This window comes from Pseudomonas sp. OG7 (assembly GCF_014192825.1).
In the GTDB taxonomy this organism is placed as follows: Bacteria; Pseudomonadota; Gammaproteobacteria; order Pseudomonadales; family Pseudomonadaceae; genus Aquipseudomonas; species Aquipseudomonas monteilii.
The window spans coordinates 478,966-495,062 of the sequence record NZ_JACHYK010000003.1 but is presented as its reverse complement, the minus strand read 5'-3'; the positions used below and the strand labels follow the sequence as shown (position 1 = coordinate 495,062).

General features: G+C 62.6%; 11 protein-coding genes. 5 read left to right on the top strand and 6 right to left on the bottom strand.

The genetic code is table 11. The features are described from left to right. Nucleotides 1-49 precede the first annotated feature (49 nt). Together glyA and FHW75_RS10370 are read right to left on the bottom strand one after the other, a co-directional pair. The gene (gene glyA, locus FHW75_RS10375) at nt 50-1,303 is read right to left on the bottom strand and encodes a serine hydroxymethyltransferase (protein WP_016713363.1); all 1,254 of its coding nucleotides are present in this window, start codon (nt 1,301-1,303) and stop codon (nt 50-52) included. Between the two features lie 180 nt (nt 1,304-1,483). Continuing rightward, a complete protein-coding gene (locus tag FHW75_RS10370; protein ID WP_027615764.1) occupies nt 1,484-5,314 on the bottom strand; it encodes a bifunctional diguanylate cyclase/phosphodiesterase in 3,831 nt (1,276 codons plus the stop codon). 248 nt (nt 5,315-5,562) lie between these two features. Between FHW75_RS10370 and FHW75_RS10365 the strand changes: the two genes are divergently transcribed. The 3 genes from FHW75_RS10365 (at nt 5,563) to gdhA (ending at nt 9,439) form a co-directional block, all read left to right on the top strand. Continuing rightward, the gene (locus FHW75_RS10365) at nt 5,563-5,970 is read left to right on the top strand and encodes a hypothetical protein (protein WP_019099379.1); all 408 of its coding nucleotides are present in this window, start codon (nt 5,563-5,565) and stop codon (nt 5,968-5,970) included. 239 nt (nt 5,971-6,209) lie between these two features. Continuing rightward, on the top strand, nt 6,210-7,877 hold the full coding sequence (ettA, locus tag FHW75_RS10360; protein WP_025754696.1) for an energy-dependent translational throttle protein EttA: 1,668 nt from the start codon (nt 6,210-6,212) through the stop codon (nt 7,875-7,877). A gap of 221 nt (nt 7,878-8,098) precedes the next feature. Beyond that, entirely contained in the window at nt 8,099-9,439 is a 1,341-nt protein-coding gene (gene gdhA, locus FHW75_RS10355; RefSeq protein WP_019099378.1) for an NADP-specific glutamate dehydrogenase, read from the top strand. A 39-nt stretch (nt 9,440-9,478) separates the two neighbouring features. On the opposite strand, the gene FHW75_RS10350 is transcribed toward gdhA, so the two are convergent. The 4 genes from FHW75_RS10350 to FHW75_RS10335 form a co-directional block, all read right to left on the bottom strand. Continuing rightward, nucleotides 9,479-9,970, bottom strand: a complete 492-nt coding sequence (locus FHW75_RS10350; RefSeq protein WP_025754695.1) for a GreA/GreB family elongation factor — start codon at nt 9,968-9,970, stop codon at nt 9,479-9,481. Nucleotides 9,971-10,037: 67 nt separating this feature from the next. Next, a complete protein-coding gene (locus FHW75_RS10345; protein ID WP_025754694.1) occupies nt 10,038-10,394 on the bottom strand; it encodes a hypothetical protein in 357 nt (118 codons plus the stop codon). Between the two features lie 90 nt (nt 10,395-10,484). Next, a complete protein-coding gene (locus FHW75_RS10340) occupies nt 10,485-12,338 on the bottom strand; it encodes a DUF4105 domain-containing protein (RefSeq protein WP_025754693.1) in 1,854 nt (617 codons plus the stop codon). Nucleotides 12,339-12,409: 71 nt separating this feature from the next. Further along, nucleotides 12,410-12,898 (bottom strand): DUF3015 domain-containing protein, encoded by a 489-nt coding sequence (locus FHW75_RS10335; RefSeq protein ID WP_016713355.1) that lies wholly within the window; start codon nt 12,896-12,898, stop codon nt 12,410-12,412. Nucleotides 12,899-13,149: 251 nt separating this feature from the next. Between FHW75_RS10335 and FHW75_RS10330 the strand changes: the two genes are divergently transcribed. Next, nucleotides 13,150-15,588 carry a Lon protease family protein gene (locus tag FHW75_RS10330; RefSeq protein ID WP_019099374.1) on the top strand — a complete coding sequence of 813 codons (2,439 nt, stop codon included), beginning with the start codon at nt 13,150-13,152 and terminating at the stop codon, nt 15,586-15,588. 160 nt (nt 15,589-15,748) lie between these two features. Beyond that, nucleotides 15,749-16,087 carry a hypothetical protein gene (locus tag FHW75_RS10325; protein ID WP_084297418.1) on the top strand — a complete coding sequence of 113 codons (339 nt, stop codon included), beginning with the start codon at nt 15,749-15,751 and terminating at the stop codon, nt 16,085-16,087. Nucleotides 16,088-16,097 lie beyond the last annotated feature (10 nt).

Below are 16,097 nucleotides of genomic sequence, written 5' to 3'. Positions count from 1 at the left end.
GAAAAAGCCCGGCACTAGGCCGGGCTTCTTCACATCAGGCAATCGCCAATCAGTTGCCGTAAACCGGCAGCTTCTTGCAGATGGCCTTGACCTTCTCACGTACAGCGTCGATAACCGCTTCGTTGTTCAGGTCAGCCAGGATGTCGCAGATCCAGCCGGCCAACTCGCGGCACTCGGCTTCCTTGAAACCACGGGTGGTAACGGCTGGGGTGCCGAAACGCAGGCCCGAAGTGACGAACGGCGAACGTGGGTCGTTCGGTACCGAGTTCTTGTTGACGGTGATGAAGGCTTTGCCCAGTGCGGCGTCAGCGTCTTTACCGGAGATTTCCTGCTTGATCAGCGACAGCAGGAACAGGTGGTTCTGGGTGCCACCGGACACCACGTCGAAACCACGCTCGATGAACACGCTGGCCATGGCTTGGGCGTTTTTCACCACTTGCTGCTGGTAAGCCTTGAACTCAGGCTGCAGGGCTTCCTTGAAGCAGATGGCCTTCGCCGCGATGACGTGCTCCAGCGGGCCGCCTTGGGCGCCCGGGAAGACAGCGGAGTTCAGCTTCTTCTCGATGTCGGCGTTGGCGCGGGCCAGGATCAGGCCGCCGCGCGGGCCGCGCAGGGTCTTGTGAGTGGTGGTGGTGACCACGTCGGCGAATGGAACAGGGTTCGGGTACACGCCAGCGGCAACCAGGCCGGCAACGTGGGCCATGTCGACGAACAGGTAGGCACCGACCTTGTCGGCGATGGCGCGGAAGCGGGCGAAGTCCAGAACCTGCGAGTAGGCCGAGAAGCCGGCAACGATCATCTTCGGCTTGTGCTCGACAGCCAGGCGCTCGACTTCGTCGTAGTCGATCAGGCCGTTGCCGTCGATGCCGTACTGGATGGCGTTGTACAGCTTGCCCGAAGAGCTGACGGAAGCACCGTGGGTCAGGTGGCCACCGTGGGCCAGGCTCATGCCCAGGATGGTGTCACCGGCCGACAGCAGGGCCAGGTAGACGGCAGCGTTGGCCTGGGAGCCAGCGTGCGGCTGGACGTTGGCGTAGTCGGCGCCGAACAGCTCCTTGGCACGGTCGATGGCCAGTTGCTCGACGACGTCGACGTACTCGCAACCACCGTAGTAGCGCTTGCCTGGGTAGCCTTCGGCGTACTTGTTGGTCAGGACCGAGCCCTGAGCTTCCATGACTGCCGGGCTGGTGTAGTTTTCCGAAGCGATCAGCTCGATATGCTCTTCCTGGCGCAGAGCTTCTTGCTGCATGGCTTCGAAGAGCTCGGCGTCGTACTTGGCAATGGTCAAATCACGGCTGAACATGGCGGTCCTCAAGGATCGGGGTAGTTTGGGGGGGCATTCTAACCGATTGATTCGCGGCTGGCATATGAAGTGGCATCAAGTCGCGGACCAATGGGCTTCATGTTGCATCCCGCGCCGTGTCTGGGCTGCGCGGGCGCGGTAGTTGACCCGAAAGTCCGCTTTTGAGGGGCTTTGCACCCCTCAATGGAACATGAACAGGGTCTCGTTGGAGAACTGCGCCTCGAACTGATGCGCCGGCATCGGCCGTCCGAACAGGTAGCCCTGTACTTCGTCGCAACCATGCTCGCGCAGGAACTCCAGCTGTTCGTGGGTTTCCACACCCTCGGCGATGACCGCCAGGTTGAGGCTGTGGGCCATGGCGATGATCGCCCGGGCAATTTGCGCATCCTGCTCACCTTCGGGCAGGCCGTCGACGAAGGTGCGGTCGATCTTCAGTACGTCGATGGGGAACTGCTTGAGGTAGTTGAGCGACGAGTAACCGGTGCCGAAGTCGTCGACCGCAATGCTCAGGCCGAGGTTCTTCAGGCTGGCAAGAATCTGCAGCGCCTCGTTCACTTCGCGCATCAGGATACTTTCGGTCAGTTCCAGCTCCAGACACGCAGGCGGCAGGCCGCTTTCTTCAAGGATGTTGGCAATGCGCGTGCCCAACTGGCCGTCGGAGAACTGCCGCGCGGAAATGTTCACCGACACCTTGGGTACTCGCACTTTGGCCTTGTGCCAGGCCTTGAGCTGCCGGCTGGCCTCGCGCAGCACCCAGTCGCCCACATCCACCACCAGGCCCAGTTCCTCGATCACCGGGATGAAGTCGCCCGGTGGCACCAGCCCACGGGTTGGATGGCGCCAGCGCAGCAGCGCTTCGGCGCCGGTCAGGCGCTTGCCGTCGCCGCTGAACTGCGGCTGGTAGTAGAGGATGAACTCGTTCTGCTCCATGGCATGGCGCAGGTCGCTTTCCAGTTCCAGCCGTTCCAGGGCGCTGGCGTTCATTTCGGCCTGGTAGAACTGGAAGTTGTTCTTGCCGCGTTCCTTGGCGTGGTACATGGCGGTATCGGCGTTTTTCATCAACTGGCTCAGCTCGCCCCCATCCTGCGGGCTGAGGGCGATGCCGATACTGGCGGTGACGAAGAACTCGCGGTTTTCCAGCACGAACGGGCGCACCAGGCTGCCGAGGATGTTCTCGGCCACGTGGATGGCGCGGTTAAGGGCCATCTCGCGGGTGGGGCGCGGTTGCAGCAGCAGGGTGAACTCGTCGCCGCCCATGCGCGCCACGGTGTCGTCGTCATCCACGCAGGCCAGCAGGCGCAGGGCCATGTCCTTGAGCATGCGGTCGCCGGCGGCATGGCCGAGGGAGTCGTTGATCGGCTTGAAACGGTCCAGGTCGAGGAACATCAGCACCACCCAGGCCTTCTGCCGCTCGGCCTGCTGCAGGGCGTTGTACAGGCGGTCCTGGAACAGTGTGCGGTTGGGCAGGTGGGTGAGGGCGTCGTAGTAGGCCAGGCGGTGGATGCGCTGTTCGCTGGCCTTGCGCTCGCTGATGTCGGTGAAGAAGCATACGTAGCTGGCCAGGTCGCCCTCGTCATCGAGTACGGCGGTAATGCCGACCCACGCCGGGTAGTGGTCGCCGTCGCGGCGCTTGAGCCACACCTCGCCTTCCCAGCTGCCGCGCTGGTGCAGTTGCTTGACCACGTAGCGCAGGTGGCCTTCCTGTTGTTCATCGACGGTAAGCATGCCCGGCAGCTGGTCGAGCACTTCGCTGACGGCATAACCGCTGACACGGCTGAATGCCTCGTTGGCCTGGACGATATAGCCGGCCGGGTCGGTGATGAGGATCGCCGACGTGGAGTGCTCGAATACCGTCGCGGCCATGCGCAGGTCTTTTTCGGCGCGGCGTTGCTGGCTGATGTCGCGGCCCACGCCAAGTACGCCTTCAAAGCGTTGGTCATCGTCCCACACCAGCACCAGTCTCAGCTCGATCGGGATCTTGCGGCCATCGGCGCGCAGGCAGTCGAACAGGAACAGCTGGGTTGGCAGCTGGCTGCGCAGCTGGGCCAGTTGTGCCGGGTCGCCCATGGCGTTGCTGACGCGTTCCATCAGGCTGTAGATGCCGGTGAGCTGGGCCGGGTTGGCGATGATCGATTGCCAGCCGTTGGCAAAAATCCAGTCAGCCTGGTAGCCCAGCACGCTCTGCACGGAGGGGCTGACATAGTTGAGCTGCAGCAGGCTGTCGGTGGAGAAGATCACGTCGCTGATGCTTTCGGCGAGCATGCGGTAGCGCTGTTCGCTGTCGCGCAGCGACTGGCTGGCCTCGATCTGCACCGTCACGTCCTTGCCCACGCCGATGATGCGCGTTACCAAGCCATCGGCGTCACGGGTCAGCACCTGTTCGCGGATGTCGTAGCAGCGCCAGCCGTCATCACGGTGGCGGAAGCGCAGCTGGCAGTGCAGCGGTTGATCATGGCCGTTGTCACGCTGTTGCTGGCGCAATGCCTGGTAGTGCGCGGCATCTTCGGGGTGCAGCAGCAGCTCCCAGAAGCGGTCGCCCATTTGCGCAAGCTCGGTACGGTCGTAACCCAGGCTCTGCCCCAGGTGGCGGTTGCTGAAAATCATCCGCTGGCTGATTACGTCTTGCACGTACAGCTGATCGGGCACGGTACGCACCACGTCCGACCAGAAACTTTCGCGCTCCAGCAACGACAGCTCGACCTGTTTACGGCTGGTGATGTCGCTGATGCTGAGGATCACGGCCTGGTAGTCGCGGCGCTGCTGCGGCAAGCGCGCCATCAGCCACAGGTGCAACTCACCACCCAGCGGAGCCGGCAGGCGCACTTCAAGCTCCAGCACCTGGCGTTGTTCGATCAGCGCGTCGATCAGTTGCATGCCGACGCTGTCGCGGCCATCGCCACTGCCATCGATCAGCCGCTGCCAGGCCCCTTCGTGGCATTCGATGTTCAACAGCTGGCGCGCTACCTGGTTGACCTCGGTAATCTTCAGCTCCAGCAACAGCGAGCGGCGCAGGTTCGGGTCCAGTGCCAGGCTGTGCTTGAGTGCGGCGTGGTTGCGCAGGTGGTAGCGGTCGAGCTGGCCGGGCAGGCTGGACAGGTCGAGCACGCACAGGGCCACGCCGGTGCCTTCGAAGATTTCCTGGTAGCGCCGGCGGTCTTCCTGCAGCGCGCGCTGGCGGCGGCGCATGTTGATCAGCGCCAACACGGGCAGCAGGGCGCAGAACAGCACCAGCAGGCATTTGCCGATCAGCGCAGGCAGCAATTTTTGCTGGGTCAGCTTGGCGTCGAACAGGCCGCGCAGTTGCCAGGTGCTGTTGTCGATGAAGGCCAGCATCACGCTTTGCAACGGCTCGTGGCTCGTGTCGGTTGGGGCGTGCTGCTGCAGCACTTCGCCGCTGCGGCTGTTTTCCAGCAGCCACAGCGGGTGGCCGCCGCCATCGAGGTGAGTGGTGAGTTCGCGGTAGTAGTCCGGTGACAGGCGCAGCAGCCAGTAGCCGCGGTCCTGTTCGGCGGCCTGGCGCAGCAGCAGGTACAAGGTTTGATTGTCGACCGAATTGGTAAAGAAGTACGGGCGCCCCTGGTTCAGCGTGAGCAGCTCGTCAAGCAACTGGCGGTCTGGGCTGCCTGGCAGGCTGTCACTGCGCAGCTGCCCGACGCTGTCCAGCCAGGCCATGCTCTGCAGGGCGGGCAGGCGTTGGCGCAGGGTATCCAGCAGGCTGGGCAGGGCGGCAGGCGTCGGCGCATTGACGTAGGGCTGTACCACGTTCACGGCCTGCTGGGCCTTGAACGCCATGTTCAGGCTCAGGTGGTCGGCCAACTCTGCGGTGGCGTCCAGGCTTTGTTTGCGCAGGTCGGCCTGGGTGTGGTTGAACTGGGCGAACAGCTGCCACAGCAGCAGGCCCAGCAGGATCAGGGCCAGCAGCGCCAGCGCACCCTTGATCGACCCGCGCAGGGTAGCGGCGGGCGCTTGTGGCGCGGAACGCAATGACGACGGATGAGTTAGGTTGGTCAAGCGTTGATCCTGCGATTGGGCTGGCGATGGCAGGGAAGGATCATGCACGGTGTGTGCCGGTACCTGGCTGGCGCAACGCGGTGGCGCACTATAAGGCCGGACACCTGAAACCGGCTAGCATGCCTAGGATTATGGCAAAGTGCCAGCCATGTTGACCGATGGTGCCTGCCGGGTGGTTCGGCAAGCCCCTGCAACCTGTGCGAGAATAGCGCCCGCTTCACATGACAACGCATCGGAGATGTTCGGTTTTGGTTACTCACTTTTCCTCCAATGGCCTCGATTCCGCCTGTGGGCGCAGCAGTCAGACCCTTGTCAGCACTGCCGTGACCGAGGACGTATCCTGCAAGTCTTGCCAGCGTTCGCTGAGCAAACCCGAGGCGGCCAACGCCGCCAAAAGCAAGGCCCCATCGCTGGCTGAACTGCGCAAGACCGCCAAGGCGGCAGCAGAGCCGGCAGTTGCAGTTGCTGCGGCCAACAAGCCGGTAGCCAAGGTGGTCAGCACGGCGCCTGCGGCCGCCAAACCCGCCAAGGTTGCCGAGCAGCAGCCTGCCCGCAGCGGTGGCTTCAGCGTGAAGTCTGCCTGGGCTGCGCGCCTGGCCGAGCAGGGTGACCGTTGTCGGTTGCCGCGTGGCAAGGCCCCACAGCGTCACGTCTGAGCCATTTTCGGCTGCTGTGCCGGCCCTTTCGCGGCTAAAGCCGAGAAGGGGCCAGCACAGGCAATACGTTTCTCCCAGGGATCACTCCGATCCCAGCCCACCATCGCCCCTCCTATGCAACGCCGTGCGTTGGCGTAGAATGGTCGACTTTGTTCAACGACACCCAAACACACATCTCCCTGGCCAGCGCGCCGGGGCGATCGTCGATGTCTTTACCTATCTGATTAGAGGGCTTGGTTTTGGCTCAATACGTCTACACCATGCATCGGCTGAGCAAGGTCGTGCCGCCGAAGCGGGAAATTCTCAAGAACATTTCCCTGTCGTTCTTCCCGGGCGCCAAGATTGGCGTGCTCGGCCTGAACGGCGCCGGTAAATCGACCCTGCTGCGGATCATGGCGGGCGTCGACAAGGAATTCGACGGCGAAGCCCGTCCGATGCCCGACATCAACGTAGGCTACCTGCCGCAGGAACCGCAACTGGACCCTAACAAGTCCGTTCGCGAAGTGGTCGAGGAAGCCGTCAGCGTGATCAAGGACGCCCAGGCGCGCCTGGACGAGGTCTACGCCGCCTACGCCGAACCGGATGCCGACTTCGACAAGCTGGCTGCCGAACAGGCCAAGCTGGAAGCCATTCTGCAAGCCGCCGATGGCCACAACCTGGAGCGCCAGCTGGACGTCGCCGCCGATGCTCTGCGCCTGCCAGCCTGGGATGCCCGCATCGAGCACCTGTCCGGTGGCGAGAAGCGCCGTGTGGCCCTGTGCCGCCTGCTGCTGTCGGCCCCCGACATGCTGCTGCTCGACGAACCCACCAACCACCTGGATGCCGATTCGGTGGCCTGGCTGGAGCGCTTCCTGCACGACTTCCCGGGCACCGTGGTTGCGATTACCCACGACCGTTACTTCCTCGACAACGTCGCCGGCTGGATCCTGGAACTGGACCGCGGCGCCGGCATCCCGTACGAAGGCAACTACTCGGGCTGGCTGGAAGCCAAGTCGGACCGTCTGGCGCAGGAATCCAAGCAGCAGAGCGCCCACGAAAAGGCCATGAAAGAGGAACTGGAGTGGGTGCGCAAAGGCGCCAAGGCTCGCCAGTCCAAATCCAAGGCCCGTTTGCAGCGCTTTGAAGAAATGCAGTCGCAGGAATTCCAGAAGCGCAGCGAAACCAACGAGATCTACATCCCGGCTGGCCCGCGCCTGGGCGACAAGGTCATCGAGTTCAAGAACGTCACCAAAGGCTACGGCGACCGCGTGCTGATCGACAACCTGTCGTTCGCCATGCCAAAAGGCGCTATCGTCGGCGTTATCGGTGGTAACGGTGCCGGTAAGTCGACCCTGTTCCGCATGCTGATGGGCAAGGAACAGCCGGACTCGGGCAGCATCGAGATCGGTGAAACCGTGCAACTGGCCTGCGTGGACCAGAGCCGCGAAGACCTGGACGGCGCCAAGACCGTGTTCCAGCAGATTTCCGACGGTTCCGACATGATCCGCATCGGCAACTACGAGATCCCGTCGCGTACCTACGTTGGCCGCTTCAACTTCAAGGGGGGCGACCAGCAGAAGTTCGTCAAGGACCTGTCCGGTGGTGAGCGTGGCCGCCTGCACCTGGCGCTGACCCTGAAGGAGGGCGGCAACGTCCTGCTGCTCGACGAACCGTCCAACGACCTGGACGTTGAAACCCTGCGTTCGCTGGAAGAAGCCCTGCTGGACTTCCCGGGCGCCGCGATCGTGATTTCCCACGACCGTTGGTTCCTGGACCGTGTGGCTACCCACATCCTGGCGTACGAAGACGACTCGAACGTGGTGTTCTTCGAGGGTAACTACACCGAGTACGAAGCCGACCGCAAAAAGCGCCTGGGCGATGCTGCTGCCCAGCCGCACCGTGTACGGCACAAAAAACTGGCCCAGTAAGCCGGTTTGAGATGCACAAGGATGGGGCTCTACGGAGCCCCATTTTTGTGCCTTGGTGAACCTTGAAAACGGCTGTTTCGGCAAGAATTTTGTATACACTTACATAAAACGCACCAAATAATTTCAAAAAAACGACATCGCGCCCTATTCCAGTGCGATTGCTTCTTGGTACATTCCTGAAAAAAACCAATAAGTCCAAACCCTTCGGTGAGATGTCTACCATGATCGAATCTGTCGACAATTTCCTTGCACGCCTGCAACAGCGTGACCCAGGCCAACCCGAGTTCCACCAGGCGGTGGAAGAGGTGCTGCGCACCCTGTGGCCATTCCTTGAAGCCAATCCGCATTACCTGCAATCCGGCATCCTCGAACGTATGGTCGAGCCGGAGCGTGCTGTGCTGTTCCGCGTTTCCTGGGTCGATGACCAGGGCAAGGTGCAGGTCAACCGCGGCTACCGCATCCAGATGAGCAGCGCCATCGGCCCGTACAAGGGCGGCCTGCGCTTCCACCCGTCGGTGAACCTCAGCGTGCTGAAGTTCCTGGCCTTCGAGCAGGTGTTCAAGAACTCGCTGACCTCGCTGCCCATGGGTGGCGGCAAAGGTGGCTCGGACTTCGACCCGAAAGGCAAGAGCGACGCCGAAGTGATGCGCTTCTGCCAGGCGTTCATGAGCGAGCTGTACCGCCACATCGGTGCTGACTGCGACGTACCGGCCGGTGACATCGGCGTGGGTGCCCGCGAAATCGGCTTCATGTTTGGCCAGTACAAGCGCCTGGCCAACCAGTTCACCTCGGTGCTGACCGGCAAGGGCATGACCTACGGCGGCAGCCTGATCCGCCCCGAAGCCACCGGTTATGGCTGCGTGTACTTCGCTGAAGAAATGCTCAAGCGCCAGGACAAGCGTATCGATGGCTGCCGCGTGGCGATTTCCGGCTCGGGCAACGTGGCCCAGTATGCGGCGCGCAAAGTCATGGACCTGGGCGGCAAGGTGATCTCGCTGTCCGACTCCGAAGGCACCCTGTACGCCGAAGCTGGCCTGACCGACGCCCAGTGGGATGCGGTGATGGAACTGAAAAACCTCAAGCGTGGCCGCATCAGCGAGCTGGCCGGGCAGTTCGGCCTGGAGTTCCGCAAGGGCCAGACTCCGTGGAGCCTGCCGTGCGACATCGCCCTGCCGTGCGCCACGCAGAATGAACTGGGCGCCGAAGACGCCCGCACCCTGCTGCGCAACGGCTGTATCTGCGTGGCCGAAGGCGCCAACATGCCGACCACCCTTGAGGCTGTGGATATCTTCCTGGACGCAGGCATTCTGTACGCCCCGGGCAAGGCCTCCAACGCCGGCGGCGTGGCCGTGTCGGGCCTGGAAATGTCGCAGAACGCCATGCGCCTGCTGTGGACTGCCGGTGAAGTGGACAGCAAGCTGCACAACATCATGCAGTCGATTCACCATGCGTGCGTGCACTACGGTGAAGAGGCGGATGGCCGTATCAACTACGTCAAAGGTGCGAATATCGCAGGCTTCGTGAAAGTGGCCGATGCGATGCTGGCTCAAGGCGTGGTCTGATTCGAGATCACCTGGGGCCGCAACACGGCCCCAGGTTTTTCAACCACCAATCTCGATAATCTCGATTTCCTGATCCCCCACCGGCCGCCGCCAAACCACCTCATCCCCAGGCCCTGCGCCCAGCAACGCCCGCCCCAACGGTGAGCCCCAATTAATCAAGCCCCGGCCGGCATCCGCTTCATCCTCGCCCACCAGCTGCACCACCTGCTCCTGATCCTGGGCATCCACAAACCGCACCCGGCTACCAATCTGCACCTTGCTGCGTGAAGTCGCTGCCGGCACCACCTGGGCACTCTGCACCCGCGCAGTGAAATAACGCAGGTCCCGCTCGGTCTCGGCCATGCGCTGTTTGTCGGCACGCTCACCCTGCGCCTGCAGTTCGCTGCGCAGGGCATTCAGTTCGGCCAGGCGCGCCTGTAAAAGGCGCAGGCCGTTGGCAGTGACGTAGTTGGGTTGTTCGCTGACGCGGCGCTCGACGGGCGGGTCGGCCTGGTCGGCAGCCTGGTCTTCGTTGACGAATGCTCGGCTCATGCTGGGCCTCCTTGTGCTGAAGACCAGCATGGCAGGCCGCCGGTTTCAAGGGATGTCCGTTTGCGACTCAGTTGTGGCGATAGGCGCGTGCCGCGTCGCGGTCTTTTTCCTGCTCCCAGTCGCGGTCGCGCTGGTCCCAGAAACGCTCATGGTACTCGCGCTGTTCTTCGCTGTTCTGCATGGCGTGGCACTGGCGAAAGCCGTCGTCCCAGCCGGTTTCATACTGACGTTCGTGCAGGTAGCGCGGCACGTCCTTGCGGAAGTTGCCCACCATCAGCCCGGCGGCCTGGCGGCCGCTGCTGCAGCCGTCCTGAAAGCCATCGGCGTAGGCAGGCGGATAACCACGGTTGACCATCTGCTCGTGGGTGGTTTCGCAACCTGACAGCAACAACGCCATGCACACGCCGAACCAGTACCGCGACATAACCACCCAGCCCTCCAATTGATAATGGAAAGTCTAGGTGGCGATTTGTCGGGGAGCTGTCAAAACGGTGTCAAAGAGTCGATTGGGTCACTAGTAGTGATACCACTTCAGCTCCAGCATCACCTCATTCTGCGCCGTCGCCAGGTGGCTGAACGCGCGCGATGCACTTAACCGCACGCCCAAATTCTGGCTGATCTCCCACTGCTGGTTCAGGCTCACACTGCGCCGTACTTCACCATTGGTGAAGTAGTCGCCCTTGGCCTCCAGTGTCATGTTGCCCAGCCCGTTGCGCCACAGCAGGCCGCCATTGAACCCCGCCGCAGGGGCGATGAACTGGGAAAAATCGTTGTGATGCTCGACCCGCACGGTCCCCAGGGCAAAGCCCAGCAACCCGTCGGCCAACTGCCAGGTACCCCCGGCGCCACCATTCACATGGCTGACCAGCACTTCGTCATCGTGCTTGCCGGGTACGCGCTCCAGCCCGCCAGCCACTTGCCATGACCAGGGCTTGAGCAAGGCGTTGCGCGGCGTCAGCGAGCGGATGGTGGCCAGGTCAAGGCGCTGCACTTGCCAGTCGTTGCCTTCGTACTGGCGCACTTTCAACTGCAGGATCTCGATTTGGGCACCCAGCGGGAAACCGTAGGCGTTGTCGTTGAGGTCGTGATAGGCCATGCGCAGCCCATACTCGGCGTAGGCGCGGTCTTCACGGGTGCCCACTCCCAGCTGCCAGGTGCGTGAATCGTGGCCATCCTCGGGTAAGCCGGGGCGTTCGATCTGCAAGGGTGGCGGCGGGTTGCTGTTGATCGCCCGCAGCAGCTCGAAGCTGCGCTTCGCCTGCCCAGGGTCGCGCTCCTGGCCATTGGCCCGGTAACGCTCCAGGCGGTACGCGGCGTCTTGCACGAGCGCTTGCCGTTCGCGGGGCAGGGCCTTGAATTCGGGGCTCTGCAATTGTGCGGTGTCGGCACTCACGGCCAGCACCTGCTGCTTTTCGTCGTGGTCCAGTGGCTCGGCGCGGGCCAGCAATTCACGTTCGCGAGAAGGGCGGTATGTCTCGCTGGCGACCAGGCCGGACTGCTTCACGGCCTTCACAGTATCGGTCGGGATGGCGGTCAACGGGAACTGCGAGGTCAGGTCCAGGCTCGGTCGGGCCACTTGCAGCAGCTCCAGCAGGCGGTACGAGCAGTTTTCGTCGAAGAAGAAGTAGTCGAACTGGATCTGCTTCAACTCCCACACATGTTCGACCATGCGCCCGGTTTCTTCGGGGGTGAGGTCCAGCTGGTACTCCCACAGGTCGCGGTTTTCCAGGCTGCGGTATTCGGACAGTTTTTCCTGGTAGGGCATTAGCGCGAACAGCCCCGGGTAGCCGCCCATCAAGCCCTTCCAGGCGTACAGGATGCTGTTGTCGCTGCCTTCGATGTAGGCACCGAAGTTGATCGCATAGCTCAGCAGCGTGGTGTCGTCGCTGCGGGTGTTGGACTGGTCGATGCGCAGCAGGGTGTGGCCGAACATGGACGATGGGCTGTTCAGGTAGGCCGCCGGGAAAATCAACGCGGCGCTGTGCGGGTCGATCGACTGGTACCAGGTCTTGAATTCCTGGCAATCCGGTTGCGGCAGGCCCTGCAGGCCAAGCTGTTCACGTAGCCAGCGGGTGCGTGCTGGGAATACACACTGGGCATGCTTGTCGCCGAGGCTGGCCGGGGCATACAGCGCCTCGACCGTGGCTTGCAGCTCCTGGTCGGGGTGGTGTGCGCCGTCCTTGGCGAGGAAGAACGCATCGTCGTCCACATAGCTGCGCCAGCCCCCGAGCTTGGCGGTTTCGTAATGGCCCAGGGCAATCCAGTAAGGGGTGTTGGCCAGTTGCTGGAGACGGCCTTGATCCAGTACGGGCGCGGCATGAACAGGGGCGCAGGCACACAGCGCCAGGGCAGCGAGGCGTTTGAGCATATCGGGCAACTACTTCTTGACGATGCCGAAAAAGGCGAAACCCGCCCCGGGTGGGGCGGGAGCAGCTGGGCTTAGGCCTCGGTAGCGTATTTGGCCAGGCGTGGGTCGTTCTTCAGAACGGCCAGGGTGTTGCTGTGGACAGTTTCAGCAGTGACGTCGGCGCTGGTGAAAATCTGGTTGAAGTGCTGGTGGGCGACCGACTGGAAGTAGCTGCGGTCTTCCGGGGCCACACCGAGGACCACGGCATAGGTGGTCAGTGCTTCGCCCTGGCCCATGGCCATGTCTTCGGAAAGCTCGTTCATCATGCCGTTCATGGCGAACCACGACTTGCCGCCGTAGGTCAGCGAGGCTTTGGTGGAGCAGCCGTTGGTGCCGGAGGTCATGCCGAAGGTGGCGTTACCGGAGGTGCCGTTGGTGGTGGAGGCCAGGAAGTGTGCCGGCGTGCCGCGCTGGCCTTCGAACAGCATGTTGCCCCAGCCGCAGTTCGGGCCGCCTGGCGCTTCGGCCATGGCGTTCAGCGAGACCACGGTGAACAGAGTACCCAGAAGAATCCGTTTCATAGCATTTGTTCTCTTTGTCTTAACCAAGGGTCAGGGTTTCTGGCAACTCGGTTGCCAGGTCGGGAAAGCATTTCACCCACCCGCGCAGCTTGGAGTTTAGGCACGATCTAAAGGTTGCGTTGTTGATTGCGAAAAATTTGCTGTCACATGACGTGCATGGGCTGCGACATAAAGTCCCGCAGAGCCTTGCAAGGCGCGCGCAGGCAGCGCCAGAATGCTGCGTATCTGCCCCGCCGAAGTAAGGAAACCCAATGCCCGATCCTGTCGCTGCGCGCCTGCGTCTCGCGCCTGAAGCCCTGACCCGGCGTTTCTCACCCGAGCAGTTTGCCTTTACCAATACCGACGATCTGGAGCCGTTTCGCGGAGTCCTGGGCCAGGAGCGTGCTGTCGAGGCCCTGCAGTTTGGTGTGGCCATGCCACGCCCCGGTTACAACGTGTACGTCATGGGCGAGCCGGGTACCGGCCGCTTCTCGTTCGTCAAGCGCTACCTCAAGGCCGAGGGCAAGCGCCAGCAGACCCCGGCTGACTGGGTCTACGTCAACCACTTCGACGACACCCGTGAACCGCGTGCGCTGGAATTGCCATCCGGCAGCGCCGGAGCGTTCATTGCCGACATGGGCGGGCTGATCGACAACCTGCTGGCGACCTTTCCGGCCGTGTTCGAACACCCGTCGTACCAGCAGAAGAAGGGCGCCATCGACCGTGCCTTCAACCAGCGTTATGACCGTGCCCTGGATGTGATCGAGCGCGCCTCGCTGGAAAAGGACGTAGCGTTGTACCGCGATGCCAGCAACGTTGCCTTCACCCCGATGGCAGACGGCAAGGCGCTGGATGAAGCCGAGTTCGCCCAGTTGCCGGAAGACGTGCGCGAACAGTTCCATGAGGACATTGCCCAGCTCGAAGAGCAGTTGAACGAAGAGCTGGCCAGCCTGCCGCAATGGAAGCGTGAGTCGAACAACCAGCTGCGCCAGCTGAATGAAGAAACCATTACCCTGGCCTTGCAACCGTTGCTGGCGCCGTTGTCGGAAAAGTATGCCGAGAACGCGGCAGTGTGCGCCTACCTGCAGTCGGTGCAACTGAACCTGCTGCGCACCGTAGTCGAGCAATTGGTCGACGACAGCAAGACCGACGCTGCCGCGCGCAAGCTGCTCGAAGAGCAGTACGCCCCCAACCTGGTGGTCGGCCACCATGCTGCCGGTGGTGCGCCGGTCGTGTTCGAGCCGCACCCGACCTACGACAACTTGTTTGGCCGTATCGAATACAGCACCGACCAAGGCGCGCTGTACACCTCGTACCGCCAACTGCGCCCGGGCGCGTTGCACCGTGCCAACGGCGGTTTCCTGATTCTCGAAGCCGAGAAGATGCTGGGCGAGCCGTTCGTCTGGGATGCGCTCAAGCGTTCCTTGCAGTCGCGCAAGCTGAAGATGGAATCACCGATCGGTGAGCTGGGCCGTGTTGCCACTGTCAGCCTGCAGCCGCAGATGATTCCGCTCAACGTCAAGCTGGTGATTATCGGTTCGCGCCAGCTGTACTACGCCTTGCAGGACCACGACTCGGACTTCCAGGAGATGTTCCGGGTGTTGGTGGACTTCGACGAAGACATGCCCATGGTCGACGAGAACCTGGAGCAATTCGCCCAGCTGTTGCGTACCCGCACCAACGAAGAGGGCATGGCGCCGTTGACCAGTGACGCGGTCGCGCGCCTGGCGACCTACAGCGCCCGCCTGGCAGAGAACCAGTCGCGCCTGTCGGCACGCATCGGTGACCTGTTCCAACTGGTCAGCGAAGCCGACTTCATCCGCCAGTTGGCCAGTGACGAAATGACCGACGCCGGGCACATCGAACGTGCGCTGAAGGCCAAGGCCACCCGCACCGGGCGTGTGTCGCAGCGGGTGCTGGACGACATGCTTGCCGGCATCATCCTGATCGACACCGAGGGCGCGGCCATTGGCAAGTGCAACGGCCTGACCGTGCTGGAAGTGGGCGACTCGGCGTTCGGTATGCCGGCGCGCATCTCGGCCACCGTGTACCCGGGCGGCAGCGGCATCGTCGACATCGAGCGCGAGGTCAACCTGGGTCAGCCGATTCACTCCAAGGGGGTGATGATCCTGACCGGTTACCTGGGTAGCCGCTATGCCCAGGAGTTCCCGCTGGCGATTTCCGCGAGCATCGCGCTGGAGCAGTCGTACGGCTATGTGGACGGTGACAGCGCCTCGCTGGGCGAAGCCTGCACGCTGATTTCGGCCTTGTCGCGCACGCCGCTCAAGCAGTGCTTCGCCATCACCGGCTCTATCAACCAGTTTGGTGAAGTGCAGGCAGTGGGTGGGGTGAACGAGAAGATCGAGGGCTTCTTCCGCCTTTGCGAGGCCCGTGGCCTGACCGGTGAGCAGGGGGTGATCATCCCGCGTGCCAACGTTGCCACCCTGATGCTTGACGAGCGCGTGCTTCAGGCGGTGGAGAACGGCATGTTCCACGTCTACGCGGTCAGCCAGGCCGATGAGGCGCTGAGCCTGCTGGTAGGCGAGGAGGCCGGAGTGCTCGATGACAACGGCCAGTTCACCGAGGGCAGCGTCAATGCCCGGGTGGTGGAACGCCTGCGCGAAATCGCCGAAATGATCAGCGAGGAAGAAATCGAGAAGGCAGAAAAGGAACGCCTGGAAGAGGTGATTGCCCAGGCCAAACCGGCCTGAGTCAATAAACCGGCGCTAGCGGCGATGTGCTACCGTTCAGCGCCGGTTTTCCATCTTTCTGTACGGTTCTTCTATGCTGGAACTTAAGGACGGTACAGCGTTCAGGATGGAAACAGCCTGAGGTACAGGCTGAACAAGGCTCTTTGGAGGGGACGCGGCCATGCGCAACCTCAGCCTCACACGCCAGTGCCTGGGCCTGGTGACCCGCATCGAATGCAGTATCCGCCCACTGGCTGGGGACAACGGCATGTGGACGCTGCTGTTTGCCGCCGGCATGGCCGGTGAACAACCCTCTGCGATCAAGGCTCAAGGGCCTTTCCATGGGCCGCTTGTGGCCGAATCGGTGCTCAATGCCATTGTCGACAGCCTGACCTTGCACGGGTACCAGGTGGCCGAGGACCCGCAGATCTGGTGCCTGCACCTGCAGGCGCAGTTGCGCAAGATCAATGGCGAGCGGTGCCGGAACCTGGGGGATTACCAGTTTCATCCTGAGACTTGATTGAGCCTGG